The sequence below is a fragment of the Pseudonocardia sp. C8 genome (assembly GCF_014267175.1).
Lineage (GTDB): Bacteria > Actinomycetota > Actinomycetes > Mycobacteriales > Pseudonocardiaceae > Pseudonocardia.
This window is the reverse complement of record NZ_JACMTR010000002.1, coordinates 607,201-632,621: the sequence shown is the minus strand read 5'-3', so window position 1 is coordinate 632,621 and position 25,421 is coordinate 607,201. Positions and strand designations below refer to the sequence as shown.

The 25,421-nt window shown below is 76.2% G+C and carries 27 protein-coding genes; 15 read left to right on the top strand and 12 right to left on the bottom strand.

Annotated features, from left to right (window positions below; translation table 11 throughout):
- Positions 1 to 35: 35 nt before the first annotated feature.
- Positions 36 to 1,928 carry an ABC transporter family substrate-binding protein gene (locus H7X46_RS03700; protein WP_186358062.1) on the bottom strand — a complete coding sequence of 631 codons (1,893 nt, stop codon included), beginning with the start codon at positions 1,926 to 1,928 and terminating at the stop codon, positions 36 to 38.
- Between the two features lie 44 nt (positions 1,929 to 1,972).
- Entirely contained in the window at positions 1,973 to 3,928 is a 1,956-nt protein-coding gene (gene typA / locus H7X46_RS03695; RefSeq protein WP_370588592.1) for a translational GTPase TypA, read from the bottom strand.
- Positions 3,929 to 3,992: 64 nt separating this feature from the next.
- Between typA and H7X46_RS03690 the strand changes: the two genes are divergently transcribed.
- Entirely contained in the window at positions 3,993 to 4,142 is a 150-nt protein-coding gene (locus tag H7X46_RS03690; RefSeq protein ID WP_186358061.1) for a hypothetical protein, read from the top strand.
- 242 nt (positions 4,143 to 4,384) lie between these two features.
- On the opposite strand, the gene H7X46_RS03685 is transcribed toward H7X46_RS03690, so the two are convergent.
- Both H7X46_RS03685 and H7X46_RS03680 read right to left on the bottom strand, forming a co-directional pair.
- Positions 4,385 to 5,350, bottom strand: coding sequence for a type IV toxin-antitoxin system AbiEi family antitoxin domain-containing protein (locus H7X46_RS03685; protein ID WP_186358060.1), 966 nt, complete (start codon positions 5,348 to 5,350; stop codon positions 4,385 to 4,387).
- A gap of 96 nt (positions 5,351 to 5,446) precedes the next feature.
- Positions 5,447 to 6,271: a (deoxy)nucleoside triphosphate pyrophosphohydrolase gene (locus H7X46_RS03680; protein WP_370588591.1), complete on the bottom strand. Its 825-nt coding sequence runs from the start codon at positions 6,269 to 6,271 to the stop codon at positions 5,447 to 5,449.
- Between the two features lie 114 nt (positions 6,272 to 6,385).
- On the opposite strand from H7X46_RS03680, the gene H7X46_RS03675 reads away from it, so the two are divergent.
- The 3 genes from H7X46_RS03675 to H7X46_RS03665 all read left to right on the top strand — a co-directional run bounded on the left by H7X46_RS03675 (position 6,386) and on the right by H7X46_RS03665 (position 8,710).
- Positions 6,386 to 7,468, top strand: coding sequence for an ATP-binding cassette domain-containing protein (locus H7X46_RS03675; protein WP_370588590.1), 1,083 nt, complete (start codon positions 6,386 to 6,388; stop codon positions 7,466 to 7,468).
- Entirely contained in the window at positions 7,465 to 8,292 is an 828-nt protein-coding gene (locus H7X46_RS03670) for a hypothetical protein (protein WP_186358058.1), read from the top strand. Before H7X46_RS03675 ends, H7X46_RS03670 begins: the two co-directional genes overlap by 4 nt.
- 115 nt (positions 8,293 to 8,407) lie before the next feature.
- The gene (locus tag H7X46_RS03665) at positions 8,408 to 8,710 is read left to right on the top strand and encodes a 4a-hydroxytetrahydrobiopterin dehydratase (RefSeq protein WP_186358057.1); all 303 of its coding nucleotides are present in this window, start codon (positions 8,408 to 8,410) and stop codon (positions 8,708 to 8,710) included.
- A gap of 28 nt (positions 8,711 to 8,738) precedes the next feature.
- Here the strand turns inward: H7X46_RS03665 and H7X46_RS03660 are convergent, their stop codons facing one another.
- Positions 8,739 to 9,551, bottom strand: a complete 813-nt coding sequence (locus H7X46_RS03660; protein ID WP_186358056.1) for a carbon-nitrogen hydrolase family protein — start codon at positions 9,549 to 9,551, stop codon at positions 8,739 to 8,741.
- 231 nt (positions 9,552 to 9,782) lie between these two features.
- Here H7X46_RS03660 and H7X46_RS03655 point away from each other — a divergent pair, with 231 nt between their 5' ends.
- The gene (locus tag H7X46_RS03655; protein ID WP_186358055.1) at positions 9,783 to 10,853 is read left to right on the top strand and encodes a 3-deoxy-7-phosphoheptulonate synthase; all 1,071 of its coding nucleotides are present in this window, start codon (positions 9,783 to 9,785) and stop codon (positions 10,851 to 10,853) included.
- Positions 10,854 to 10,928: 75 nt separating this feature from the next.
- Here H7X46_RS03655 and H7X46_RS03650 read toward each other — a convergent pair whose 3' ends face one another.
- The 3 genes from H7X46_RS03650 to H7X46_RS03640 form a co-directional block, all read right to left on the bottom strand.
- On the bottom strand, positions 10,929 to 11,309 hold the full coding sequence (locus H7X46_RS03650; protein ID WP_186358054.1) for an STAS domain-containing protein: 381 nt from the start codon (positions 11,307 to 11,309) through the stop codon (positions 10,929 to 10,931).
- A gap of 90 nt (positions 11,310 to 11,399) precedes the next feature.
- Positions 11,400 to 11,990 carry an Asp23/Gls24 family envelope stress response protein gene (locus H7X46_RS03645; RefSeq protein ID WP_186358053.1) on the bottom strand — a complete coding sequence of 197 codons (591 nt, stop codon included), beginning with the start codon at positions 11,988 to 11,990 and terminating at the stop codon, positions 11,400 to 11,402.
- Positions 11,987 to 12,550 carry an RNA polymerase sigma factor gene (locus tag H7X46_RS03640; RefSeq protein ID WP_186358052.1) on the bottom strand — a complete coding sequence of 188 codons (564 nt, stop codon included), beginning with the start codon at positions 12,548 to 12,550 and terminating at the stop codon, positions 11,987 to 11,989. Before H7X46_RS03640 ends, H7X46_RS03645 begins: the two co-directional genes overlap by 4 nt.
- A gap of 277 nt (positions 12,551 to 12,827) precedes the next feature.
- Here H7X46_RS03640 and H7X46_RS03635 point away from each other — a divergent pair, with 277 nt between their 5' ends.
- Genes H7X46_RS03635 through H7X46_RS03625 form a run of 3 tightly spaced genes read left to right on the top strand, consistent with a single transcriptional unit; the run spans position 12,828 to position 15,841 of the window.
- On the top strand, positions 12,828 to 13,811 hold the full coding sequence (locus H7X46_RS03635; protein WP_370589048.1) for a 2Fe-2S iron-sulfur cluster-binding protein: 984 nt from the start codon (positions 12,828 to 12,830) through the stop codon (positions 13,809 to 13,811).
- Between the two features lie 47 nt (positions 13,812 to 13,858).
- On the top strand, positions 13,859 to 15,073 hold the full coding sequence (locus H7X46_RS03630; RefSeq protein WP_186358050.1) for a cytochrome P450: 1,215 nt from the start codon (positions 13,859 to 13,861) through the stop codon (positions 15,071 to 15,073).
- A gap of 18 nt (positions 15,074 to 15,091) precedes the next feature.
- Positions 15,092 to 15,841, top strand: coding sequence for an IclR family transcriptional regulator (locus H7X46_RS03625; protein WP_370588589.1), 750 nt, complete (start codon positions 15,092 to 15,094; stop codon positions 15,839 to 15,841).
- A gap of 6 nt (positions 15,842 to 15,847) precedes the next feature.
- Here the strand turns inward: H7X46_RS03625 and H7X46_RS03620 are convergent, their stop codons facing one another.
- From H7X46_RS03620 to H7X46_RS03610, 3 genes are all read right to left on the bottom strand, one after another.
- Positions 15,848 to 16,045 (bottom strand): hypothetical protein, encoded by a 198-nt coding sequence (locus tag H7X46_RS03620; RefSeq protein ID WP_186358049.1) that lies wholly within the window; start codon positions 16,043 to 16,045, stop codon positions 15,848 to 15,850.
- Positions 16,046 to 16,231: 186 nt separating this feature from the next.
- Complete coding sequence (locus H7X46_RS03615; RefSeq protein ID WP_186358048.1) at positions 16,232 to 16,951, bottom strand: hypothetical protein; 720 nt, start codon at positions 16,949 to 16,951, stop codon at positions 16,232 to 16,234.
- The gene (locus H7X46_RS03610; protein ID WP_186358047.1) at positions 16,933 to 17,115 is read right to left on the bottom strand and encodes a hypothetical protein; all 183 of its coding nucleotides are present in this window, start codon (positions 17,113 to 17,115) and stop codon (positions 16,933 to 16,935) included. Before H7X46_RS03610 ends, H7X46_RS03615 begins: the two co-directional genes overlap by 19 nt.
- Positions 17,116 to 17,318: 203 nt before the next feature.
- On the opposite strand from H7X46_RS03610, the gene H7X46_RS03605 reads away from it, so the two are divergent.
- From H7X46_RS03605 to H7X46_RS03595, 3 genes are all read left to right on the top strand, one after another.
- A complete protein-coding gene (locus H7X46_RS03605) occupies positions 17,319 to 17,954 on the top strand; it encodes a maleylpyruvate isomerase N-terminal domain-containing protein (protein WP_186358046.1) in 636 nt (211 codons plus the stop codon).
- The gene (locus H7X46_RS03600; protein WP_186358045.1) at positions 17,951 to 18,595 is read left to right on the top strand and encodes a maleylpyruvate isomerase N-terminal domain-containing protein; all 645 of its coding nucleotides are present in this window, start codon (positions 17,951 to 17,953) and stop codon (positions 18,593 to 18,595) included. The genes H7X46_RS03605 and H7X46_RS03600 overlap by 4 nt, the downstream gene beginning before the upstream one ends.
- Before the next feature lie 198 nt (positions 18,596 to 18,793).
- Positions 18,794 to 19,573 carry an SDR family NAD(P)-dependent oxidoreductase gene (locus tag H7X46_RS03595; RefSeq protein ID WP_186358044.1) on the top strand — a complete coding sequence of 260 codons (780 nt, stop codon included), beginning with the start codon at positions 18,794 to 18,796 and terminating at the stop codon, positions 19,571 to 19,573.
- Positions 19,574 to 19,721: 148 nt separating this feature from the next.
- On the opposite strand, the gene ychF is transcribed toward H7X46_RS03595, so the two are convergent.
- Positions 19,722 to 20,795, bottom strand: a complete 1,074-nt coding sequence (ychF, locus tag H7X46_RS03590; protein WP_186358043.1) for a redox-regulated ATPase YchF — start codon at positions 20,793 to 20,795, stop codon at positions 19,722 to 19,724.
- Between the two features lie 358 nt (positions 20,796 to 21,153).
- Here ychF and H7X46_RS03585 point away from each other — a divergent pair, with 358 nt between their 5' ends.
- The 4 genes from H7X46_RS03585 to rmuC all read left to right on the top strand — a co-directional run bounded on the left by H7X46_RS03585 (position 21,154) and on the right by rmuC (position 25,420).
- Complete coding sequence (locus H7X46_RS03585; protein WP_186358042.1) at positions 21,154 to 21,720, top strand: hypothetical protein; 567 nt, start codon at positions 21,154 to 21,156, stop codon at positions 21,718 to 21,720.
- A gap of 60 nt (positions 21,721 to 21,780) precedes the next feature.
- Positions 21,781 to 23,259 carry an AlkA N-terminal domain-containing protein gene (locus tag H7X46_RS03580; protein ID WP_186358041.1) on the top strand — a complete coding sequence of 493 codons (1,479 nt, stop codon included), beginning with the start codon at positions 21,781 to 21,783 and terminating at the stop codon, positions 23,257 to 23,259.
- Positions 23,256 to 23,753, top strand: a complete 498-nt coding sequence (locus tag H7X46_RS03575; RefSeq protein WP_186358040.1) for a methylated-DNA--[protein]-cysteine S-methyltransferase — start codon at positions 23,256 to 23,258, stop codon at positions 23,751 to 23,753. The genes H7X46_RS03580 and H7X46_RS03575 overlap by 4 nt, the downstream gene beginning before the upstream one ends.
- A gap of 71 nt (positions 23,754 to 23,824) precedes the next feature.
- On the top strand, positions 23,825 to 25,420 hold the full coding sequence (rmuC, locus tag H7X46_RS03570) for a DNA recombination protein RmuC (protein ID WP_370588588.1): 1,596 nt from the start codon (positions 23,825 to 23,827) through the stop codon (positions 25,418 to 25,420).
- Position 25,421: the final 1 nt, after the last annotated feature.

The window sequence follows — 25,421 nt, the reverse complement described above, 5'->3', positions numbered from 1 at the left end:
GGTACACACGTACCACTCATCGACGCGGTGGCGCGTCAGTTCTCGGGCTCGCCCGCCTCGTCGGTCGGGACGACCTCGCTCGAGCCCGCCGGCTCGGCCCAGGTCCGGGCCCCGCTCATCGGGCCGGTCTCGATCGGGCCGGGCGTCACGTGCGTCGCGGCGTCGGTCTCCCGGTTGCTGATCACCAGTCCCTGGGCCTGGTAGAGCGGCAGGGCGGGGAGCTGGCGCCACAGCACCCGCTCGGCCTCGACGACGACCGACGGGTCCGCCGGGCCGGTGCGCAGCTCGTCGAGCAGCGGCTGCAGCGCCGGGAAGCAGGACGTGCCCGGCAGGTCGTCCGGGACGTCGTCCGGCGGGCAGCCGTAGTCGGAGTCCAGCCGGGGCCCGATCGCCCCGTACGCCGGCCGCGGTGCGACGACGATGTCCACCGCGACCGGGCCGCCCCCGCCGGGGGCCGTGCTCGTCGTGGTCGGCGCGGTGGCCGGGTCCGGCGTGGGCGCCGGGGCCGGCTGTTGCGCGCCGGGCGGCGGGGCGGCGCCGGGCGCCGGGGTGGTGGTGGTGGGAGCGCCGCCGGCGCCGGGCGCCGGTGCGGTCGTGGTCGGCGGCGTGGGCGGCACGTCCGCGCTGGTCAGCAGCTCCGGGGTGGCGGGGGCGACGACGGTCGCACCGATCCCGCCCGCCTCCAGCTGCTCGGCGACCGCCCGCGCGACCTCGACGTCCTCGCTGCGCTCGGCCCCGGCGCCGACCACCACGGTCAGCGGCCGCCCGCCGAGCGACCAGCGGCCGTCGGCGCCGCGCACGTACCCGGCCTCGGTGAACGCCGCGGCGGCGGCCGCCGGGTCGGGCCGGCCGGGCGCGCCGGCGGGCGCGGTCGGCGCGTACCCCGGGTCGGAGGGGGCGAGCCCGAACGCGTCGGCGGCGACGGAGCCGGGGTTGACCCGTTCCCGGATCGCGTCCCGGTCCAGGGACGCGGCAACGCCCTCGCGCACCCGGGGGTCGGCCAGCGGCCCGTCCTGGGTCCGGAACGACAGCTGCTGGACCGCCGGGCGCGGGCCGCGCTGCACGGTCGGCGGCTCCGGCGAGCGGGCGAGCACGTCGAGGGCCCGGGTCACGTCCGGCCGGGCGTCCGGGAGGGCGAGGTCGATGCCCTGGCTCTGCAGGGCGGTCGGCAGCGTGTTCGGCGGGATGCGGCGCAGGACGATCTCGTCGACCACCGACGGGGTGTCCCAGTACGGATCGTTGCGGGCCAGCAGGACCTCGCCCCGCAGCCGGTCCACCTGCATGAGCCGGAACGGGCCGCCCGATGCGGGGACGCCGTTGCGGAACGGCGCGGTCCAGCCACCGGGCGCATCCTTGAGCAGGTGCGCCGGCAGCAGGTTGTCGAACAGCTCCTGCCAGTGCGGGTACGGCTCGGCGAAGACGACGTCGACGGCCTTGCCCGCGGCCCGCGAGCGCACGTCGATGATCTCCCGGTAGCCGGCCGCGTTGATCGTGTTGGGCCGGCTGCGCATCTGCTGCCACAGGTAGACGAAGTCCTCGGCGGCGATCGGGGCCCCGGTCGACCAGCCGGCCTCGACGTTGAGCTCGTAGCTGACCGTGAACGGGCTCTGCGAGGTGACCTTCGCGTCGGTGGCGACGGTGCGGTCGAGCCGGGGCACGCCCTGGGCGTCGGGCCGGAACACCGAGGGCAGCGCCATCGCCGCGATCGCGGTCGTGACCGGCGACTGGTCCGAGCGCAGGTGCGGGTTGAACCCCGGCCCCAGCTCGTCGATCCCGGCCACCACCCGGGTCGGGCTGGTGACCGGCTCGGTCGGCGGTGCCGGCTCCGGCGGGGGCGCCGGCTGCGGGTCCGCGGAGCACGCGGTCAGCGCCAGCAGGCCGGCCAGCAGCAGCGCGGGGAGCGCTCGGAACGGTCGACGTGCGGTCACTCCGGCAGTATCGCCGCCGCCCCCGAGCCGGCCCGCCCCCGGTCTCACTTCGCCGCGTTCGCCGCCGCCTTGGCCCGCGAACGGGCCCGGGCCCGCAGGTTCGGGTCCAGCTCGATCTTGCGGATCCGCACGTTCTGCGGGGTGATCTCGACGCACTCGTCGGCCGCGCAGAACTCCAGCGACTGCTCCAGCGACAGGATCGTCGGCGGGGTCAGCTTGACCAGCTCGTCCGCGGTGGAGGAGCGGATGTTGGTCAGCTTCTTCTCCCGGCAGATGTTGACCTCGAGGTCCTCGGCGCGGGTGTACTCGCCGACGACCATGCCGCCGTAGACGATCGTGGTCGGGCCGACGAACAGGGTGCCGCGGTCGGCGAGCTGGTCGACCGCGTAGGCGGTCACCGGGCCGGAGCGGTCGGCGATCAGCGAGCCCTTGCTGCGGGTGCGGATCTCGCCGACCCAGGGGCCGTAGCCGTCGAAGACGTGGCTGGCGATGCCGGCGCCGCGGGTGATCGTCAGGAACTCGGTGCGGAACCCGATGAGACCGCGGGACGGGACCCGGAACTCCATCCGGACCCGGCCCTCGCCGTGCACCATGTCGCCCATCTCGCCCTTGCGGGCGGCGAGCAGCTGGGTGACGGCGCCGAGGCTGTCGTCGGGGACGTCCACCGAGAGCTGCTCGAACGGCTCGTGCAGTTTCCCGTCGATCGTCTTCGTGACGACCTGCGGCTTGCCGACGGTGAGCTCGAAGCCCTCCCGGCGCATGGTCTCGACCAGCACGGCCAGCGCGAGCTCGCCGCGGCCCTGGACCTCCCAGGTGTCCGGGCGCTCGGTCGGCAGCACCCGGACCGAGACGTTGCCGACCAGCTCGGCGTCGAGCCGGTTCTTCACCAGGCGCGCGGTCAGCTTCTTGCCCGGGACCGGGTCGCGGCCGGCGAGCGGCGAGGTGTTGGTGCCGATCGTCATCGAGATGGCGGGCTCGTCGACGGCGATCCGCGGGAGCGCGGCGGGGCGCTCCGGGTCGGCGAGCGTGTCGCCGATGGTGACGTCGGCGATCCCGGCGACGGCGACGAGGTCACCGGCTCGGGCCTCGTCGGCGGGGACCCGGTCCAGCGCCTCGGTCCGCAGCAGCTCGGTGATCTTGACGCGCGGGGTGGTGCCGTCCTCGCGGCACCAGGCGACCTGCTGGCCGCGGCGCAGCACGCCGGCCCGGACCCGGCACAGCGCGATCCGGCCGAGGAAGCTCGACGCGTCGAGGTTGGTGACGTGCGCCTGCAGCGGCGCGTCCGGGTCGTCGGCCGGCGCCGGGACGACGTCGAGCAGCGTCTCGAACAGCGGGGTCAGGTCGTCGGAGTCGGGCAGCTCGCCGTCGGCGGGGCGCAGCCGGGACGCCTTGCCCGCGCGGCCGGAGGCGTAGACGACCGGCAGGTCGAGCAGGTGCGCGGTGACCGACTCGTCGAGCTCGAGCTCGTCGGCCAGTTCGAGGAGCAGCTCCAGGGACTCGTCGACGACCTCGGCGATCCGGGCGTCGCCGCGGTCGGTCTTGTTGACCACGAGCATCACCGGGAGGTGGGCGGCGAGGGTCTTGCGCAGCACGAACCGGGTTTGCGGCAGCGGGCCCTCGGAGGCGTCGACCAGCAGCACGACGCCGTCCACCATGGACAGGCCGCGCTCGACCTCGCCGCCGAAGTCGGCGTGCCCGGGGGTGTCTACGACGTTGATCGTGTATCCGTGCCAGCGCACCGCGGTGTGCTTGGCGAGGATCGTGATGCCCTTCTCGCGCTCCAGGTCGCCGGAGTCCATGATCCGGTCGACGGGTTCGGTGCGCTCGCCGAAGGCGCCGGACTGGCGCAGCATGGCATCGACGAGGGTGGTCTTGCCGTGGTCGACGTGCGCGACGATCGCGACGTTGCGCAGCTCGGGGCGGCCCGCGGAATCGGGCACGGCGTCGCTTCCGATGGCGGAGGCAGCGTCGAGAGCCGAGGCGGAACGTGGGATGGTCACACCACCACGGTATCGGCTGCAAGGCCTGTCCCCGGCGTGCGGTGCAGGTTAGCCTGACCTGACAATGGGCAAGGTCAAGAAGAAATGCTGCCGTTCGAAACCGAAACGCTGCGCGCGTTGCCCGGTCGTCGCGATGCGCCTGCGCAAGGCCGGCGCCGACGAGCTGAGTGGCAAGGCCTACGAGCGGGCCCTGAAGGTCGCGCGCATCTACTGATCGCGTTCCGGGGCGGGTGAGCAGCGGGGACACCGTGGCCGGCGACCGGCCGGAAGATCCACCCGACGGCGCCGTGCTGCCGTCGCGCCGTCCACGAGGGAGCGCCCCGGGAGGCGGCATCGCCGGTGCCCGGGACCGGCCGGCGCGGTCCGGACGCGCCCGGTGACGGCCCTCGGGCGCATGGGCGGAATCACACCGTCGGGTCGGCCACCGTGGGTGCGAGGAGTTCGGTCATCAGACGCTCACCCGGCGGCGCGGCCGGCCGGGCCGGTCCCGGCGAGGGCACCCCGCAGCCCGGCGAGCGTGGCCTCGGGCCGCTGCCACGGGTCGGCGGGCTCCAGGGTGTGGACCTGCCATCCCTGCCGGCGCAGCACCGCATGCCGCCAGGCGGGTCCGCCGGGCCGTGCAAGGGGGTCCGGGCCGTCGCCGCGGACCTCGACGGCGACCCGGGAGGCCGGGAACGCCAGCCGCAGCACGACGCCGGCGACCTCGTGGTCGCTGCACCAGCCCGGCAGCCGTTCCTGCACGAGCAGCGCGCGCAGGCGGTGCACGGCGCTCGTGGACGCCTGCCGGGCCGCGGACGTGAGCATCCGGGCGGTCGTCGCCGAGCCGTGCGCTCCGGCGTTGCGGGCCCGGGCGGCGGCGAGCGCGGCCAGGTCCGGCGGTGGCGCGGCGATGCGCCCCGCCCGCCCGGCCCCGGCTGTTCCGGCAGCTCCGACCAGGATCCGGGCGAGGTACGCCTCCCCCGCCACGTCCGGGTCCAGCGCGGACTCCAGGACCGCGAGTGCCGGCGCGGCGACGGCCAGGCCGGCGTGCTCGGCGACGTCGGCCGGGTCGAGCCCCCGGCGGCGCACCTGGACACCCGCCCGGGGCCGCGGCGCCCGGCGCCGCGGCACGGTCACCGTGACCACCTCCGGCGCCGTGTCGAGCAGGCCCCACCACCACGCCGCGGCCGCCCCGGTCAGCACCGCGCCCGCGCCGGCCCACAGCACGGCCGCCCGGACCCGGGTCTCCTCCGTGGCCGGGTAGCGGACGTCGCGGTGGACCCGCGGGTGCGCCGGGACCCAGCGGCGCGCGGCGAGCAGCCGGTCGATCGCGTCCGGGGACAGGCCGAGCCGGGTCGCCTGGCTCCGGGTGACGAGTCCGCCCTGCGCGGCGATCAGCGCGTCGAGGGCGGTGGGGGCGGGTGGGGTGGCTGTGCGGGTCATGCGGCTTGGACGACGGCCGCGCCCGGGCGGTTCCACCGGGTCTCGGCGACGATCACCGGTTCGGCACCGCACGCCGCGGGTGAACCCCGGCGCCCGTCACCCCCGCAGCAGCGCGACCAGCTCGGCGACGACCGCCCGGTCGGCGTCCAGCCAGCCCAGCGCCGCGACATCCCGCAGGCCCACCCAGCGCAGCGACCGGTGCTCGCGGGCCTCCGGCTCGGGTGACCCGGGCGCGAGCCGGGCGGTGTGGATGCGCAGCACCCGCCGCCCGATCGGCAGGTCGGTCCCGATCCGGCGACCGACGACGATCCGCGCGCCCAGCTCCTCGGCGCACTCGCGGACCAGCGCGTCCGGCTCGGGCTCGCCGGGCTCGACCCCGCCCCCGGGCAGCTCCCACCGCCCGGCGAGCTCGGCCGGGTATGAGCGCTGCGCGGCGAGGAGCCGCCCGTCCCGGACGATCGCCGCCCCGACGACGGCCGGGGCCCGGCCGAGCTCGGCGACCCGGCCGGCGACGACGTCCCGGCGGGCCTCGAGCAGCCGTCGCCCCCACCGGCGCAGCACCGGGTCCGAGAGCCGGCCCGCCGCGCCGCCGGGCGCAGCCCAGGCGAGCTCGTCGCGCACGAGCGTCCCGCACCCGTCCGGGATCACCCGGGTGACGTGCTGCAGCGCCGCGGCCGGGCCCGCCGCGAGCTCGGACCGCAGGCCGTCCACCCCGGCCCCGGTCACCCGGGTCCGGCAGGCGAGGACCCCGCCGGGCAGCGCCACCCGGACCTCGTCCCCGGCGACGAGCAACCGGACCGGCGCGGTCAGGCGCGCCCCGGCCCGGGCGACGGCCTCCGCCGACGGCGCGGTCTCCCGCAGCACCCCGGCGACCAGCCGCGGCGGTCCGTCCACGTGATGGTCGAGGCGCAGCACCGGCACGGCGGTGATCCTCGCAAGGGACGGCGCGGCCGCCACGGCCGGCGCACCGAAGCGGACCACGGCGGATCTCGCGGAAACGCCGCGCTCGCGGCCGCGGCCGGTCACGCTGACCCCGTGCCGCCGACCCACACCGCGCACCCGCCGTACGACGCCGTCCCCGGCCGGCCGCCCGCCGTCCGCGCGATCGGGCTGAGCCGCGGGTTCGGCGCCGTCCGGGCCGTCGACGGGGTCGATCTCGACATCCCGATGGGTGCGGTGCTCGGCCTGCTCGGGCCCAACGGTGCGGGCAAGACGACGCTGCTGCGGATGCTGCTGGGCCTGCTGGCGCCGACCGAGGGGGCCGTGGAGCTGCTGGGCCGGCGCCTCCCCGGCCGGGCCGCGGAGGTGCTGCCGCACGTGGGCGCGTTGATCGAGGGCCCGGCGCTGCACCCGCACCGCACGGGCCGGCAGAACCTGCTCCGGTACGCGGCGGCCGAGCCGCTGCTGGACACGGCCCGCATCCCGGTCGCCGTCGCCGCCGTGCTGGACCGGGTCGGGCTGACCGGGGCCGCGGACCGGCGGGTCCACGGGTACTCGCTCGGCATGCGGCAGCGGCTCGGGCTGGCCGTCCCGCTGCTGACCCGGCGCCGGCTGGTCGTGCTCGACGAGCCCACCCACGGTCTCGACCCGGCCGGGACCCGGGACGTCCGGCGGCTGATCGCGGAGATGAACGCGGCGGGCGCGACCGTGGTCGTCAGCTCGCACCTGCTCGCCGAGATCGAGGCCACCTGCACGCACGTCGCCGTGCTGCAGGCGGGCCGGCTGGTCGCGGCCGGCCCGCTGCGGGCCCTGCTCGGCACCGGGCCCGGCCTGGTGGTGACCACGCCGGACGGTGACCGGGCGGTCCGGGCGCTGCGGGCCCGCGGGATCGACGCCGCGGCGGGGCCCGGCGCCCGCGTCACCGTGCCGCCGGGGCCGCCCGCGCCGGACGTCGTCGCCGTGCTGGTGCACGCCGGCGTCGCGGTGCACGAGATCACCCGGCCGGCGGCGCGGCTCGAGGAGGTGTTCGCGCGGCTCACCGGTGACCCCGGACCGCCCGTGGCGGCACCGGCGTTCACCTACCCGGAGGCTGCCGGGCCCGGGTTCCCGGACGCGGTCGCGTCACCCGCCGAGCCCGAGCACCCGGCGGCACCGGTCCCGTACGGGGCCCTCCGATGAGCCCCCGGGCGGGTGTCCGGCCCCCGCACGCGGCCCGCGATCCCCGGGCGCGGAACCGCGCCCGCCGCCGGACGGCGGCCCCGCTGCCCCGGCTGCTGCGCTCCGAGCTCGAGCTGGCCCTGCTGCGCCCGCGGACCGCGGTGGTCCTGGGTGCCGCCGTGCTGGTCCCGGTGCTCGCGGCGGTCGCGCTGTCCGGCGGGCCGGCGCACGCGGCGCACGCGCTCGGGGTCGTGGCCGTCGCGCTGTCCGAGTTCGCCGCGTTCTCGCTGGGCATGCCGGTGGTGCTGGTCGCGGCGGACGCGTTCGCCACCGAACGGGGCCGGCGCACCCTGGACGGCCTGCGGCTGTCCCCGGTCGGCCCGGGCCGGCTGCTGCTGCTCAAGGCGTCGGCGGTGGCGGCCGCCGCGGCGGCGGCCGCGGCCGTCGTGGTCGGTGCCGGGCTGGTGGCCGGGTCGCTGGTGCTGGGGACCGGGCCCTACGGCACCGCCGCCACCCTCGGCCGGGCGCTGCTGCTCGGCGCCTGGATGACCGGGCAGCTGACCGGCGCGGGCCTGCTGCTGCTGGCGCTGTCCGCGGCGGTCCGCCGGCCCGCCGCCGTCGTCGCCGCCGGGCTCGCCGCGCTGACCATCGCGCCGCTGGTGGCGGCCGTCTGGCGCCCGGCGGCGCCGGTCCTGCCGTCGGGGCAGTGGCACGAGGTACTCGCCGCGGTGACGGCGGTGCCCGCGGAGACCGGCGCGCTCTGGGCGACGACGGTGCGGGCCGGCGGGTTCGCCGTCGCCGGCGCCGGGATCACGCTGTTCCTGCTGACCCGGCGGGACGGCTGACCGAGGCCCGGCGGCCGAGGGCCGAGGCATCAGCACCGAGGCCCGGCGGCCGAGGGCCGAGGCATCAGCGCCGCTCCGGCGCGCCGGAGCGCCCGGTCTGCGCCACGATGGGGCAATGGCCACGACCCCCCTGCTGTCCGACGCCGAGATCACCGACGCCCTGCAGAAGCTCCCGGGCTGGGAGCGGGACGGCGACACGATCGTCCGCACCGCGCGGCTGCCCGACTTCGTCGCCGCCGTGTGGCTGGTCGACCGGGTCGCCGAGGACGCCGAGGCGGCCGACCACCACCCGGACATCGACATCCGGTACTCCAAGGTGACCTTCCGGCTCTCGACGCACTCCGAGGGCGGGCTCACCGCGAAGGACACCGATCTGGCCGGCCAGATCTCGGACCGGATCTCCGCGGCCGGCGGCTGACCCGCCGCGCCGCGCCGACGAGGGCGCGTCAGAAGCGGCGGTTGCGCAGCACCGGGATCTGCTCGCGGACCCGCTCGGCCGCGGCCGGGTCGACGTCGACGACGAGCAGGCCCGGCTCGGCGCCGAGGGCGTCCACCACCTCGCCGCGCGGGCCGGCCACCAGGCTGTACCCGATCCCGGTCGGGGCCTTGCCGTGCTCCCGGCCGACGGTCGTCGGGTCGGCCTGGTCGCAGGCCACGACGAACGACCCGGTGTCCAGTGCGCGGGCCCGGACCAGCAGCTCCCACTGCTCGCGCTTGCCCTCCCCGGCACCCCAGGACGCCGGGACCACCAGCAGGGCGGCCCCCGTGTCGGCGAGCCGCTGGTACAGCCCGGGGAACCGAACGTCGTAGCAGGTGGTGAGGCCGACCCGGGCCGTACCGGTGCCGGCGCCGGCCGCGTCCGGCACGTCGACCGTGACCGGTTCGGTCCCGGGTGCCACCGTGTCGGACTCGGCGAACCCGAACGCGTCGAACATGTGGATCTTGTCGTAGTGGGTGTCCACCCCCGCACCGGTCACGAGCAGGGTGTTGCGGACCCGGCCGTCGCCGGACGGGGTGAACATCCCGGCGGCCACCGTGATCCCGGCGCCGGCGGCGACCTCGCGCACCCGGCTCGCCCACGGGCCGTCCAGCGGCTCGGCGACCGGGCCGAGCGGGACCCCGAAGCAGCACATCGTGGCCTCCGGGAACACGACGAGCCGCGCCCCGGCCGCGGCCGCGTCCCGGGCCCGCCTGCCGACCTCGGCGAGGTTCTCCTCCGGGTCCGGGGTGGACGAGATCTGGGCCAGTGCGATCCGCATGTGTCGGTCGTACCACGACCGGGCCGCGGACACGCCGGTCGATCCGGGGGCCACCGGTGCGGTACGGTCGAGGCGTGCTGCGCGCGTACTACTACTGGTTTCGCCAGCCGGCCCGGGATGGGTCGGCCGGTGCCGTAGCGCGCTGACCTCCATCCCCTCGAGCCGGCTCACGGACCGGTTCGGGCGAGGTGCTCCGGGGCGGTCCGCCGGGAAAGGACCGCCGTCCTCCACATGAGTACCCCCTCCGCCCCGCTGCTCGACACGCCGCTCGACGACCGGCGCATCGAGCGGATCAGCCCGCTGATCTCGCCCGCACTGCTGCGCCACGAGCTGCCGTGCACGCCCGCCGTCGCCGACACCGTCACCCGGGGGCGGGCCGCCGTCACCGACGTCCTGGACGGCACCGACGACCGGCTGCTCGTCGTCGTCGGCCCGTGCTCGGTGCACGACCCGGACGCCGCCACCGACTACGCCCGGCGGCTCGCGGCCCGCGCCGACGAGCTGTCCGGCGAGCTGTGCGTCGTGATGCGGACCTACTTCGAGAAGCCGCGCACGACCGTCGGCTGGAAGGGCCTCATCAACGACCCCGGGCTGGACGGCACGTTCGACGTCAACCGCGGCCTGCGCACCGCCCGCAGGCTGCTGCTGGACATCTCCGCGCTGGGCCTGCCGGTGGGCTGCGAGTTCCTCGACCCGATCACCCCGCAGTACATCGCCGACGTCGTGACCTGGGGGGCCATCGGGGCGCGAACCGCGGAGAGCCAGGTGCACCGCCAGCTCGTGAGCGGGCTGTCGATGCCGGTCGGGATCAAGAACGCGACCGACGGCGACATCAACGCCGCGGTCGACGGCATGCGGGCGGCGGCCGCGTCGCACGTGTTCATGGGGGTCAACGCCGACGGGCTCGCCGGGCTGGTCACCACCACCGGCAACCCGGACACGCACGTCATCCTGCGCGGCGGCGCCCGGCCCAACTACTCGGCCGCCGATGTCGCCGACGTCGCGGGCCGGCTGCGCGCGGCCGGCCTGCCGGAGCGGGTCGTCGTCGACGCCAGCCACGGCAACAGCGGCAAGGACCACGTGCGCCAGGCCGTCGTCGTCGGTGAGCTGGCGGAGCGGATCGGTGCCGGGGAGCGCGCGGTCACCGGGCTGATGATGGAGAGCTTCCTCGAGGCGGGGCGTCAGGACGTCGGCCCGGGCATGGTGCGCGGCCGCTCGGTCACCGACGCGTGCCTGTCCTGGGACACTACCGACGAGCTGCTCGGCACGCTGGCGGCCGCGGTGCGTTCCGGCCGTCGCTGAGGCGGGACGACGGGGGCCGTGCCCCCTCGCACGGCCCCCGTCTCGGCGGTCACCGGCCCGGTCGCCGGGTCCGGCTCACGCCCGTCCTGTGCCGGGGTGGCGCGGGCAGCCGGGCCCGGCCCCGGCCTCGTCGAACAGCGTCAGCAGTCCGGACGCGGCCAGGGCCCGGCGCACCGGGCGCGAGCACCGCCGGCCCAGGCGCAGCGGGTGCCCGGCCCGCCGCGCGTGCTCGAACGCCGCGACCAGGCCGGACAGCCCCGACGCGTCGACGAACTCCAGGCTCGACAGGTCCAGCAGCACGCAGCACGACGCGTCGATCCACCGGCACAGGTCCCGCTCCAGCTGCGCGGCGGTGGTCGTGTCCACCTCACCGAGGCACCGCACCCGCACCGGACGCCCCGGGCCTCCGACGACGTCGAGCCGCAGCATCGGCCGGGCGCCGGGTGCGGGGGTCACGGCCCGGGCCTCACGGGAGCAGCCACGGACGCCCCGCCGGTCGGGCGGGACCGTACGGTCACGAAGGCACGCCTGCACTGCCACACCCCTTCACTCCAGGACGTCGTCGATCACGACGGTGATCTCGGTGGCCGACAGGCCGGTGAGGGCCCGGACCCGTTCGGTGACGGTCCGGCGGACCCGGTCGGCGAGGGCGTGCAGGTCCTCCCCGTAGTTCGCGGCCAGCACGATCTCGATGACCGTGCTCGTGCCCGCGACCCCGGCCGAGACGCCCGAGCCGGGGGCGTCGCCGTCGAGCTTGCGGCTCAGCGCCACCCGGACCCCGGGGACCTGCTGCGCGGACCGCCGGGCGGTGACGACGACGACCCGCGCCGCGATCCGGGTGACCCCGTCCGGTCCGGGCAGCGTCGCGTAGTCCGGCTCGGACAGCACACCGCGCAGCGTGCTCATCATCCGGTCGAAGCGTCCCTCCGGAGCGGTGATCTTCTCCGCCGCGAGGTCCTGGACCGGCGACCACAGCCGCGAGTACTCGGCCAGCGCGGCCCGGCAGTGCACGCAGTCCTGCTGGTGCGCGTCCCGCCGGTCGCCCCGGCCGGAGGCGACCTGGTCGATCAGCTCGTCGGCCGAGCGGCCGCACACCAGGCGCTCGGTGCCCATCGCGTCCTGCTCCCCGGCGCTCATGCCCACTCCCGCAGGGTGTCGACGAGCTGACGACGTGCCCGGTACAGGCGCCCCCGGACCGTCGACTCGGGCACGTTCAGGATCGCGGCCACCTCCTGGTAGCTGAGTTGCTCCACGTCGACCAGCACGATCGGGGCGCGCAGCTCGGCCGGTAGCGCGGTCACCGCGGCGAGCGCCGCACGGGCCCGGCCCTCGGCCATCACCTGTGTGTCCGCGCCCGGGGCGGTGAGCACGTTGAGGTCGTCGAGCGGCTCGTGCCGCTGCCGGCGGTTGATCATGTTGAGGCACCGGTTGACGACGATCCGGTACATCCAGGTCGTGAACATGCTGTCCCCGGCGAACCCGGTCAGCGCCGTCCACAGCTGGAGCACGACGTCCTGCGAGATGTCCTCGGCGTCGTGGGTGTTGCCGACCATCCGCAGCGCGATCCGGTAGATCCGGTCGCGGTGCCGGCGGACCAGCACCTCGTAGGCGTCCGGGGACCCGCTCTTGGCCTTCGCCACCAGCCAGGCGTCCGCAGCGGCGTCGAGGCCGTCCGCACCGTCGTCCCCCGCTGTCACCACACCTCCGCTCCCCCGACGTACGAAGCCGGGCCCCGCCCCCACGGGGCCCGGCCGCCGCGGCCCGATGGACGTCGCCGGACACGGTGCGACGTGCTCCCCCGGGGACCCCGACACCTGTTGGACACGGCGTCACCGCGATCGTCACGGCCGGACCGCCGTGACCTGGCTCACATCCTGCCCGGCTCTCGGTGAACGAGAGTCGCCTTCCTCGGCTCGCCGGCCCCGCTGCATGCTCCTGCCACACCCGATGACAGGAGGGCACCCCGTGACCAGCATCGACACACGCACCGCCCGGGACCCCGGACGGGCCGTCGCCGACGCGGCGGCCACCGTGGTCGTCGGTGCCCGACGGGACGAGTCCAACGGCGTGGTGTCGCTGGAGCTGGTGGCCGCCGACGGGCGGCGGCTGCCGGACTGGGCCCCGGGCGCCCACGTCGACCTCGTGCTGCCGCACGGGACCGTCCGGCAGTACTCGCTGTGCGGCGACCGCTGGGACGCGCACCGCTACCGGATCGCCGTCCTGCGCGAACCCGCGGGTCGCGGCGGCTCGGCGTACGTGCACGACCGGCTCGGCGCCGGGGACACGGTGGGGCTCGGCGGGCCGCGCAACAACTTCCCGCTCGTCCCGGCCCGGCGCTACCGCTTCGTCGCCGGCGGCATCGGGATCACCCCGCTCCTGCCGATGATCCACCAGGCCGACCTGCTCGGCGCCGACTGGCAGCTGCTCTACGGCGGGCGGACCCGGTCGTCGATGGCGTTCCTCGACGAGCTGGCCCGCTACGGCGACCGGGTCCGCGTCGCGCCCCAGGACGAGACGGGCCTGCTGGACCTGCCCGGGTTCCTGGGCGGCCCCGACGCGGACACCCGCGTCTACGCGTGCGGCCCGGCGCCGCTGCTCGCCGCGCTCGCCGACGCGACGGCGGACTGGCCGCCGCACGCGGTCCGCACCGAGCGGTTCGTGGCCCGGGAGGCCGGCGCGCCGGTGCGGGACGCCCCGTTCGAGGTCGAGCTGGCCCGCAACGGCGCGACCGTCACCGTCACGCCCGACCGCACGGTGCTGGAGGCGCTCGCCGGGGCGGGGGTCGACGTCCTGTCCTCCTGCCGCCAGGGCACCTGCGGCACCTGCGAGACACCGGTGCTGGCCGGCGAACCGGACCACCGCGACTCGATCCTCGACGACGCCGGCCGCGCGGCGGGCGACTGCATGTTCGTGTGCGTGTCGCGCTCGTGCGGGCCCCGCCTCGTCCTCGACCTCTGACCCGTCCTCGACCTCCGATCCCCCACCGCACCGATGGAGCTGCTGCCGTGACGCTCGCCGAGCACCCCGCCCACCCGGTCCCGGTCACCGACGCCGACCCGTTCGGCCCCGAGCTGCTGGACGACCCGGTCCCGTTCCACCGGTGGCTGCGCGAGGCCGGGCCGGTCGCCCGGCTGAGCCGCTACGACGTGGACGCCCTCGGCCGCGACGAGCAGGTGCGGGCGGCGCTGAGCGACTGGCAGACCTTCCGGTCGGGGGCGGGCGTCGGACTGGCCGACTTCGACCACGAGCCACCGTGGCGGCCGCCGTCGCTGCTGCTGGAGGCCGACCCGCCACGGCACGACGCGCCCCGGCGGGTGCTGTCGGCGATCCTCGGTCCGCGCGCGCTGCGCAGGCTGCGCGACCGCTGGGCCGCCGACGCCGAAGCGCTGGTCGACGACCTGCTGGCCGCCGGAGGCGAGTTCGACGCCGTCCCCGCCGTGTCCGAGGCCTTCCCGCTGCGGGTGTTCCCGGACGCCGTCGGCCTCGGCCCGGACGGCCGGGAGAACCTGCTGCCCTACGGCGACCTGCTGTTCAACGCCTTCGGCCCGCGCAACGCGCTGCTCGAGCAGAAGCTCCCGCGGATGGCCGAGCTCTCGGCGTGGGTGAACGCGCAGTGCGCACGCGAGGCGCTGACCCCCGACGGGTTCGGTGCCGCGATCTGGGCGGCGGCCGACCGCGGGGACATCACCCACGACCAGGCACCGCTGGTCGTCCGGTCGCTGCTCTCGGCCGGCGTCGACACCACGGTGAACGGGCTGGCGGCCGTGCTCCACGCGTTCGCCACCCACCCGGAGCAGTGGGCGCGGCTGCGCGAGCGGCCCGAGCTGTCCCGGGTGGCCTTCGACGAGGCGGTCCGCTGGGAGTCCCCGGTGCAGACGTTCTTCCGCACCACCACCCGGGACACCGAGCTCGGCGGGGTGCCGATCCCGGCCGGGCGCAAGGTCCTGATGTTCCTCGGGTCCGCCAACCGCGACCCGCGCCGCTGGGGACCGGACGCGGACGCGTTCGACCTCGGCCGGGACCCGTCGGGGCACGTCGGGTTCGGGATGGGCCTGCACCAGTGCGTGGGCCAGCACGTCGCGCGGCTGGAGGCCGAGTCGGTGCTGCGGGCGCTCGCCGCGCGGGTCGAGACGATCGAGCTGTCCGGACCTGCCCGGCGCCGCCGCAACAACACCCTGCGGTCGTGGGAGTCGCTGCCGGTCCGTGTCCGCGTCGCCTAGACCGGGCACAATCGGCGCGTGACCCGCGGGGAGTCGGTGCTCGCACGCGCCGTGCGCATCCTCGCCGTCTTCACCCCCGACCGGGCCGAGGCCGGCGTCGCCGAGATCGCGCGGGCGACCGGCCTGCACATCGCGACGGCGTCCCGGCTGGTCGGGCAGCTCGTCGAGCACGGGCTGCTGAGCCGCACCCCGACCGGCCGGGTCCGGGTGGGGATGCGGCTGTGGGAGCTCGGCCAGCGGGCGTCGCCGACCCTGTCGCTGCGCGAGGCGGCCATGCCGTTCCTCGAGGACCTGCACGCCGCGGTCGGGCACCACGTGCAGCTCGGCGTGCTCGACGACGCCGAGGTGATCTTCCTGGAGCGGCTGTCCGCACCGGGCGCGGTCATCAACCTCACCAGGATCGCCGGGCGGCTGCCGCTGCACGTGTCGTCGTCCGGGCTGATCCTGCTCGCCCACAGCAGCCCCGAGCTGCAGGAACACGTGCTCGCCTCCCCGCTCGAGCGGCTGACGCCTGCGACCGTCGCCGACGCGCGCGAGCTGCGAGCGCTGCTGGCGCGGATCCGGCGGGACGGCTACGTGATCACCGAGGGGCACGTCCATCCGGACGCCGCCGGGATCGCGACCCCCGTCCGCGACCGGACCGGCACGGTGGTCGCCGCGCTGGGGACCGTGCAGCCGAACGACGGCCGGGCCGCAGGTGTCGTCGCCGCGCTGCGGGCGGCCGCGCACGGGATCGCACGGGCCTACGGGGCCGCCGCCCCTCCCTGAGGCGGGTCAGGACGGTGCGCCGAGGCCCGCGAGCGCCCGCGCCTGCTGCCCACCCTCGTCGAGCAGGCGTGTGAGGTCGGTTCCCCAGCGCGCAGCGAGCCGGTCGTGCACGGCGCGCAGCGGTGTCGCGATCGGGGCCGGGAGCGGCGAGCGGATGACCCGTCGCAGCTGCCGTGCCCCGCCGAGCGCCCGTGCCCGCGTCACGGCGTCGTCGTGGGTGAGTGCGACGGCCTCCAGATCGCCTCGAGGAGATCGTCCGCGGGCACCCCGCGTCCGTCGGCGAGCACGAGGTGGGCGAGCACGCGCGATCCAGCCGGGCCGGCGCCACCTCCTCCCCCGACGGCAGGCCGACCGTGATCGGGCCGAGGATGCGGACCAGCGGCCGGTCGTTCACTCGGTCACCGCCAGTTCCGCCGCGGGCGCCATGCCCATCCCGTTGGGATAGGGCACGCCCCCTGCGGTGATCACCGGCTCGGTCAGTGCGGTGAGGTCCGTGACCGTCGCGCGCAGCGCCCCGTCCGGCATCCCGGCCCATGCGTGGGCGGTCATGGCGTCGGTGAGGTCCTCGATCGCCGCCCGCTCGCGCCGACCCGTCGGCGTCACCGTGTGGTCCTCGTCGAGCCAGCCACGCGCCGTCAGGTCGGCGGCGGCCGCCTCCCACTCGTCGACGCTCCAGCCGCGATACCGGCGATGGTCCTGCGGCACCAGGCCGAGGGCCGTCATCAGCACGTTGCTGGCGGCGGGGCCCAGCGACGCCGCGCGCAGGGCGGCGACGTGCGCGTCGCCGCGGAACTCCCGCAACGCCGTCGTGGCCCAGAACAACGCCAGGTGAGGCACGGTCGGCCGGGGCAGGGCGCGGTGCGCGGCGAACAGCGGGGCGCCCGCCGACGGCAACGCGTCCACCATCTCGACGAGCCGTGTCACCAGGGCGCCCACGGCGAGGTCGTCGACGCGGTCACCGACGTGCCGGCGGATCGCCCGGTCGAACACACCGAGCCGCGCATCCAGCGCCTGCTGGGGCGTCGTGTACCGCCAGGCGTCGGGCAGCGCCCGCTCGACCATCCGCGGTGCGAACCCGTAGAAGCAGGCCGTCACCACATCGGGCGGCACCGTGCCCAGTGCCGCGAGCGGCTCGCGAAGTATCCCATCCAGCCGCCCTTGAGACCGAGCGCCGTGTACGCCGGCGCGCGCTCGGGCGCGTAGTACACCAGCGCGTGATACGCCTCGACCAGCCGCCACAGCGCACGCTCGGAGCTGCGCCGAGACGCTGCCACGGAGGAGCCGTCGAACCCGGCCATGGCCCACCTACCTCACTCCGGGTCCGCCTCGGCGGGCCCGGTCGCAGCGTATCCGCCCGGTACGACCACATTGGCCGCGTCGCCTGACAACCGGCTGACGGGCCGGCTGACGGGCGGCTGGTGGCGCCATGTCGTCCTACGGTCAGCGCGCTGTCAGCGGCACGCCCTACCGTCACGCCATGACGACCACCAGTGAGGTCGAGCGCGTGCTGCGCGACCAGTGGGCGGTCCTGCGGGCGTGGATCGAGGACGAGCGGGTGCTCGACCACGCGTCGGAGCCGTCCGGTCTGGGCGGATGGACCGTCGGCGACCTGGTGGTCCACCTCGGCTTCGGGCTCCGGATGGTCGCCGACCTCGGGTCCGCGGCGGGCCGGGAGCCGATCGGCATCGCCGAGTACGTCGCCGGGTACGCCCCCGCGCAGCACCGGATCGCCGCCGAGACGGCCGGGATCGCAGCGTCCGCGCGCGGGGCCGAGCTCCGGACCGTCGACCGGCTCGCGGACGAGACATGGCAGGCACTCGACGGTGGGCTCCCCGACGTGGTGCTCGGCCGCCGGGGCCCGCTGCGGCGCGACGACTTCCTGCTCACCCGGCTGATCGAGCTGGTCACGCACGGAGACGATCTGCACCGCCGCCTCGGCCCGCAGCGTCCGGGCCCCCTGGTGGGTGCAGCGGTCGCGCTGGTGTGCGGGGTGTTCGCGGCCGCCTACGAGGAGGCGACCGGCCGGCCGCCGCGGTGGCGGGGCCTGGAGCTGGTACGGGTCGCCACCGGCCGCATCGCGACCGGTGATCCGGCCGTGCCGCTGCTGTCATGACCGCCGACGGGGAACGGGCGGCGATCGTCAGCGCCGAGTCCGCGACCTTCCTGGCGGTGGCAGACACGTTCGCCGGCCTCTGCGACCGCATCACCGGCGACCGGTGGGACCTGCCCGGCCTCGGCGAGTGGGACGTGCGGGCGCTGGTGGGGCACACCCTGCGTGCGGTGACGACCGTGACCGCATACCTCGAGGAGCCGGGACCGGACGCCGTGACGTGCCGCAGCGCGGGCGAGTACCTGGTGCGGGTGCGGGCCCTCGGTGACGCCGGTGCCCGCGCGGTCGCCGAGCGCGGTCACGATGCGGGGCGCCGGCTCGGGCCGGATCCGGCGGCGACCGTGCGCGCCGCGATCACCCGGGCCCGCGAGGTGCTCCGTGCCGTCCGGGGAGACCCGGTGATCAGCACCGTGGCCGGTGGAATGCACCTCGGCGACTACCTGCCGACGCGCACCTTCGAGCTGACGGTGCACGGCCTCGACATCGCGGCGGCCACGGGCATGCCGTTCTCTCCCTCGGAGGCGGCGCTGCGGAGCGCGCTCCACACGGCGGTTGCCGCGGCGGCCGGCACCAGCGGCGCCGTCGCCCTGCTGCGCCACCTGCTCGGCCGGCCGGGCGGCGGGTTCGAGCCGCTGTTCGGCTGATGACCGCGTGGTTCGGGTCGCTCGTCGTGCCGGCCTTCGTCATGTCCGCCACGCCGGCATCCTCGTGCCGCGGCCGTCCGGGATCAGGGTCCTGTCAGCCCGGGACGGTAGGAACGCGGGCATGCGCTCTCTCAGACCACGTCCGATCGCCCTCGGGAGCAGACGACCGACGCGATCCCGGCACCGGGGACGGCCCGCATGAGCACGGAGGAACGGGCTCACCGAGCTCTGGCGGGCAGCCGCGCCCCGGAGGTCGTCCTGATCACCGGTGGCGCTCGGGGAATCGGCGCTGCGGTCGTGCGCCGGTGCGTCCGGCTCGGCATGTCCGTCTGCTTCACCTACGTCGACGCTGCCGAGGCAGCGGCCGACCTCGTGGCGCAGATCGGGGAACCGGAGCGGGTGTGTGCCGTCCGTACCGACGCGACCGACCTCGACGGCATGGAAGCCGTCTTCGACCGGGCCGACGCGATGGGTCGCGTCACCGCGCTGGTCAACAACGCCGCAGTCACCTACCCGTTGGGCGATCTGGCACGGTCCCGACCCGAGGACATCCGGCGTGCCATCGAGGTCGATCTGGTCGCGCCGGTCCTCCTGTGCCGGCTCGCCGTCCGCCGTTGGCAGCCGGATCCGTCCGGGCGCTCGATCGTCAACGTGTCCTCCGTCGCCGCCTCGTCGGGAGCACCGCACGAGTACGTCGCCTATGCCGCGGCCAAGGCCGGAGTGGAAGCACTGACGGTCGGTCTGGCGAAGGAGGTCGCACCACTCGGGGTGCGGGTCAACGCCGTGGCACCGGGCACGACGGCGACGGGTATCCATGCCCGGTCCGGAGATCCCGACCGACCGGCACGAATCGCCGGTCGCATCCCGATGGGGCGGGTCGCCGAGCCGGACGAGATCGCCGCGGTGATCAGCTGGCTGTTGGGTCCCGACGCCTCCTACGTCACCGGAGCGGTCGTCCCCGCGACGGGCGGATCGTGACTGCTCCCGGCGGAACGACCGCGCGCGACTCGCAGCTCCCGCATGTCAGACAGTCGGCCAGCGGTACGCGGATGGCCTCGGCCTGGCCGCCCTCGTGCGGGCAACGGAAGGACGACACCCCCGATGACCAGCGCGCGAACGCTCCCGGCTACACGTTGAACCGGAACTCCACCACGTCGCCGTCCCGCATGACGTAGTCCTTACCCTCCATCCGGACCTTCCCGGCGGCCTTGGCGGCGTTCATCGAACCCGCGGCGACGAGATCGTCGTAGGACACGATCTCGGCCTTGATGAAGCCCCGCTCGAAGTCGGTGTGGATCACGCCGGCGGCCTGCGGGGCGGTGGCGCCCTGCGGGATCGTCCACGCGCGGGCCTCCTTCGGCCCGGCGGTCAGGTAGGTCTGCAGCCCCAGGGTGGAGAAACCGGCCCGGGCCAGCTGGGCCAGGCCGGGCTCGTCCTGCCCGATGGACGCCAGCAGCTCGGCGGCGGACTCCTCGTCCAGCTCCAGCAGCTCGGCCTCGACCTTGGCGTCCAGGAACACGGCCTGCGCCGGGGAGACCAGGTCGGTGAGCTCCTTGCGGCGGGTCTCGTCGGACAGGACGGCCTCGTCGGCGTTGAACACGTAGAGGAACGGCTTCGTGGTGAGCAGGGTCAGCTCGCGCAGCGGCTCCGGGTCGACACCGGCCTGGAACAGCGTCCTGCCCTCGTCGAGGACGGCCCGGGCCTGCTGCGCGGCCTCCAGCGCCGGGCGCCGGTCCTTGTGCGTGCGCGCCTCCTTCTCCAGCCGTGGCAGCGCCCTGTCCAGGGTCTGCAGGTCGGCGAGGACCAGCTCGGTCGCGATCGTCTCGATGTCGCTCGCGGCGTCGATCCGGCCGTCGACGTGCACCACGTCCGGGTCGTCGAAGACCCGCACGACCTGGCAGATCGCGTCGGACTCGCGGATGTTCGCGAGGAACTTGTTGCCCAGGCCCGCGCCCTCGGAGGCCCCCTTGACGATGCCGGCGATGTCGACGAACGACACCGTCGCCGGGAGGATCTTCTCGGAACCGAAGATCTCGGCCAGCTTCTCCAGGCGGGAGTCCGGCAGCGGCACCACCCCGACGTTCGGCTCGATCGTGGCGAACGGGTAGTTCGCGGCGAGGACGTCGTTCCGGGTCAGCGCGTTGAACAGGGTCGACTTGCCGACGTTGGGCAGACCGACGATGCCGAGGGTGAGGGACACGGACGACCAGGGTAGTCGCGCGCACCGGCCCGGTTCGAGCCGGTGGCCGGCACCGCGCACCGGTGTGGGCGGCGCCGCACGGGTTGACCGGGTGCCGCACAGGCTGGGCGGGCGCCGCACAAGTCGTGGCCTGTGCGGCGGGCACCGAACCCGTGCGGCGACGCGGGATCGGCGGCGATCGACAGGTGAGCCCGGCACGTCACCGACCGTCGCCGTCACTACTCCGAGAGGCGTACGCCATACTACGCCGAGCACCCGGTCGTGGCGCATCGTTCGCCGGTACGGCCGGGGCGCCTCACCCGTCCGGGCGCACGCCCGACGCGGGCCGGGACCACCGTGCCGAGACCGAGGGGGATTCATGCGCCTGCCGGGAATGCACGCGCTGCTGACCGCAGGAGTGGCGGTGCTCGCCACCGCCGGCACCGTGTCGGCGGTGTCGCTGACGTCGACCGGGTCCGACGCGCCGGCGCTGCCGCCCCGGCCGCCCGCGACATCCGCCCCGCCCCCGCCGGCGCCGCCGGTCCTCCCGCCGCCCGCGCCCGCACCGCCGGCCCCGGAGACCGGTTCCGCTGACCCGGCGCCCGACGGTTCGGGATCCTCCGGTTCCGGCGGCTCCGGTTCGGGGTCGTCCGGCTCGGGCCGTGGATCCGCGGACGGGTCCGGCAGCGCCTCCGGCGGCTCGGACGGCTCCCGTGACTCCGGCGGCTCGGGCTCCGGCGGCTCGGGCGGCTCGGGCGGCACGGGCGGCTCCGGCGGCGGCTCCGACGGCGGCGCGGAGCGGCCGAGCCGGCCGCAGCCGGACCGCGACGACGACGGCGGCACGCCGCCCCGCGGCGCCCCGGACAACGCCGAGGAGCGCGAGCAGCAGGTCGAGTACGCCTGCCGGCAGGGCTGGATCTCCGGCTCGATGTGCCGCCGGAACTGACCGACACCCGCGACCGATTCCCGCGAGTCCGCGCCGCGGCGCGGTGGCAGAGTCGATGCCGTGCTGCTCGACCACGACACCTGCTACCGCGCCGTCGCCGCCAAGGACGCGCGGTTCGACGGCCAGTTCGTCACGGCTGTGCGCACCACCGGCATCTACTGCCGGCCGTCCTGCCCGGTACCGCCGCCGAAGGCGCGCAACGTCGAGTTCCTGCGGACCGCGGCGGCCGCCCAGTCGGCCGGGTACCGGGCGTGCCGGCGCTGCCTGCCGGACGCCGTCCCGGGATCACCCGAGTGGAACCTGCGGGCCGACGCGGCCGGGCGGGCGATGCGGCTGATCGCCGACGGCGTCGTCGAACGGGAGGGGGTGCCCGGGCTCGCCGCGCGGCTCGGGTACTCGCCGCGCCAGCTCGGCCGGATCCTGTCCGCCGAGCTCGGCGCCGGCCCGCTCGCCCTGGCCCGCGCGCAGCGAGCGCACACCGCCCGCGTGCTGGTGGAGACGACCCCGCTCGGGCTCGCGGACGTCGCGTTCGCGGCCGGGTTCGGTAGCGTCCGCCAGTTCAACGACACCGTCCGCGCCGTGTACGGGGTGCCGCCCTCGCGGCTGCGGGCCGAGGCGGCCCGGCGGCGGGGCACCCCGCAGGCCGGCCCCGGAACGATCACGCTCCGGTTGCCGTACCGGGCGCCGTTCGATCCGCACGGGCTGCTGGAGCACCTGGCGGCACGGGCGGTCGACCGGGTCGAGCAGGTCGACGGCGGTGTCTACCGGCGCACGCTGCGGCTGCCGCACGGCCCCGCCGCCGTCGCGCTGGACCTGACCGCACGGCCCGGCGCGGTGCTCGCGACGCTGCGGACCGCCGACCCGCGCGACATCGGGCCGGCCGTGTCCCGGCTGCGCCGGCTGCTCGACCTCGACGCGGACCCGCTCGCGATCGACACTGCCCTCGCCACCGACCCGGTCCTCGCACCGCTGGTCGCGGCCACACCGGGCATCCGGCTGGCCGGGACCGCGGACCCGGCAGAGACCGCGGTCCGCACGGTGCTGGGCCAGCAGGTGTCGGTGGCGGCGGCGCGGACCGCGGCGTCCCGGCTGGCCGTCGCGCACGGGACGCCGCTGCCGGCCGCGCTCCACGACGACGACGGCCCCGACCTGCTGTTCCCGGCTCCGGAGACGCTCGCCGGCGTGGAACTCGCCGGTCCCGCACGGCGGGCGACGTCGCTGCGCCGGCTGTGCGCGGCGCTCGCGTCCGGTGAGCTGATCCTCGACGCCGGCCGGGATCCCGCCGCGTTGCGCGCCGAGCTGCGGGCGCTGCCCGGGATCGGGCCGTGGAGCGCCGGCTACCTGGCGATGCGGGTGCTGGGCGAGCCCGACGAGCTGCTGGCGTCCGACCTCGCGGTGCGCCGCGGGGCCGCGGCGCTCGGCCTGCCCGGTGACGAGGACGCGCTCGTGGCGCGATCCACCGCCTGGGCCCCCTGGCGGTCCTACGCCGCCACCCACCTGTGGCGGGCCGCCGTGCCCGCCGATCGGAGGAACGCATGACCACCGCCGTCTTCGCGACCCGGCCCACCCCGGCCGGCCCGTTCACCGCCGTCGTCGACGCCGACGGGTACGTCCTCGCCTCGGGCTGGACCGCGTCGGTGGACGACCTGCTGCCGCTCATCCACGACTCGCTCGCCCCGGACGAGGTCACCGAGGGCGATCTCGGGCCGGTCGGCGAGGCGCTCGACCGCTACCTCGGCGGCGACCTGACGGCGATCGACGACGTCCCGGTCCGGCAGCGCTCCGGCCCGTACCGCGAGCACGCCTGGGAGGTGCTGCGGACGGTCCCGGCCGGCGCCCCGGTCACCTACACCGGCTACGCCGGGAAGACGGGACGCCCGGCCGCCGTCCGGGCGGCGGCCGGGGCGTGCGCGCACAACGCCGCGGCCCTGTTCGTGCCCTGCCACCGGGTGCTGCGCACCGACGGCTCGCTCGGCGGCTTCCGCTGGGGGCTGCCGGTGAAGCGGTGGCTGCTCGACCACGAGGCGGGCTGAGCCGGCCCCGGACACGCCCGCGGCCTGCGGGTTCGCCGTGACTGTCAGGGGTCGGGTGCACGCTGCGCGACGTGGATGCCATCAGCCTGCTCGCCGGGACGCTGTTCGGTGCGGCCGTCGCCGCCGTCGTCACCTGGCTGCTCGCCGCCGCCCGGTTCCGGGCCGAGGCGGCGGAGGCGGCCCGGGTCGCCGCGAACACCGCCGCGACCACCCGGGCCGACGCGGCCGGCCTGCGTGCCGAGCGGACCGGGTTGCTGGAGCGCATCGAGGAGCTGCACGAGTCCCTCGAGGACGCCACCGCGCGGGCCCGGCGCGCCGAGTCCGAGGCCGCGGGCGCGACCGCGGCGCTGCGGGCCGAGCGGCAGGCCCGCGCGGAGGCCGAGGCCGGGATGAAGGACTCGTTCGCCGCGCTGTCGCAGGACGCGCTGGCCCGCAACAACGAGGCGTTCGTGGCGCTCGCCGAGAGTCGGCTCAAGGAGGCGACGGCCGCGCTGTCGGAGCGGGTCCAGGGCGACGAGGAGGCCCGGGCCAAGGCCGTCGAGCAGCTGCTCGACCCGGTCACGACGGCGCTCGGCCGCGTCGAGGGCCAGCTGCGGTCCGTGGAGAAGGAACGCGAGTCGGCCTACGCGGGGCTGCGCGAGCAGGTCCGGGCGATGGCCACGAGCTCGGAGAAGCTCGGCACCGAGACGCGGGCCCTGGTGAACGCGCTGCGGGCCCCGCAGGTCCGCGGGCGGTGGGGCGAGATGCAACTGCAGCGGGTCGCCGAGATGGCCGGGATGGTCGAGCACTGCGACTTCTCCACCCAGGTCGTCGCGGACGGCGAGGACGGCGGGGTCCGCCCGGACATGCTGGTGCGGCTCGCGGGCGGCAAGCAGATCGTGGTGGACGCGAAGGTGCCGTTCGCGGCCTACCTGGAGGCGGTCGAGGAGGCGGACCCGGACGTCCACGCCCGGAAGCTGACCGCGCACGCCCGCCAGCTGCGCACCCACGTGGACCAGCTGGCGGGGAAGGCGTACTGGGAGGCGTTCGAGCCGACGCCGGAGTTCGTGGTGCTGTTCGTGCCCGGGGACCCGTTCCTGGAGGCGGCCCTGCGCTCGGACCCCGGGCTGCTGGAGCACGCGTTCGGCCGCAACGTCGTGCTCGCGACCCCGACCACGCTGGTCGCGCTGCTGCGCACGGTCGCCTACGGCTGGAAGCAGGAGGCGCTGGCCCGCAACGCCGCGCAGGTGCACAAGCTCGGCCGCGAGCTGCACGGCCGGCTCGCCACCATGGGCACGCACGTCGCCAAGCTGGGCCGCAGCCTCGACTCGGTGGTGGAGAGCTACAACCGCACGGTGTCGTCGCTCGAGGCCCGGGTGCTGGTCAGTGCCCGCAAGTTCACCGAGCTCCAGGTCACCGACGCCGAGCTCGACGGGCCGTCCACGGTCGACCGCACCCCGCGTGGGATCTCCGCCCCCGAGCTCGTGGCCTCCGCCGGGGAGTCGCTCGTGTCGCTGGAGGACCTCGGGCGGGCCGGCGAGGCCGGCGAGCGGGGCCGCGGACCGTGGTCGGGCGTCGCGCAGCCGGACCCGGCCCGGCCGGACGGCGCCCGCGTCGCCCCGTCCGGTGACGGCGGCGGGGCCCCGGCCGAGGGGTCCGGCTCGCTGCGACGGGGGGAGTTAGGCTGAC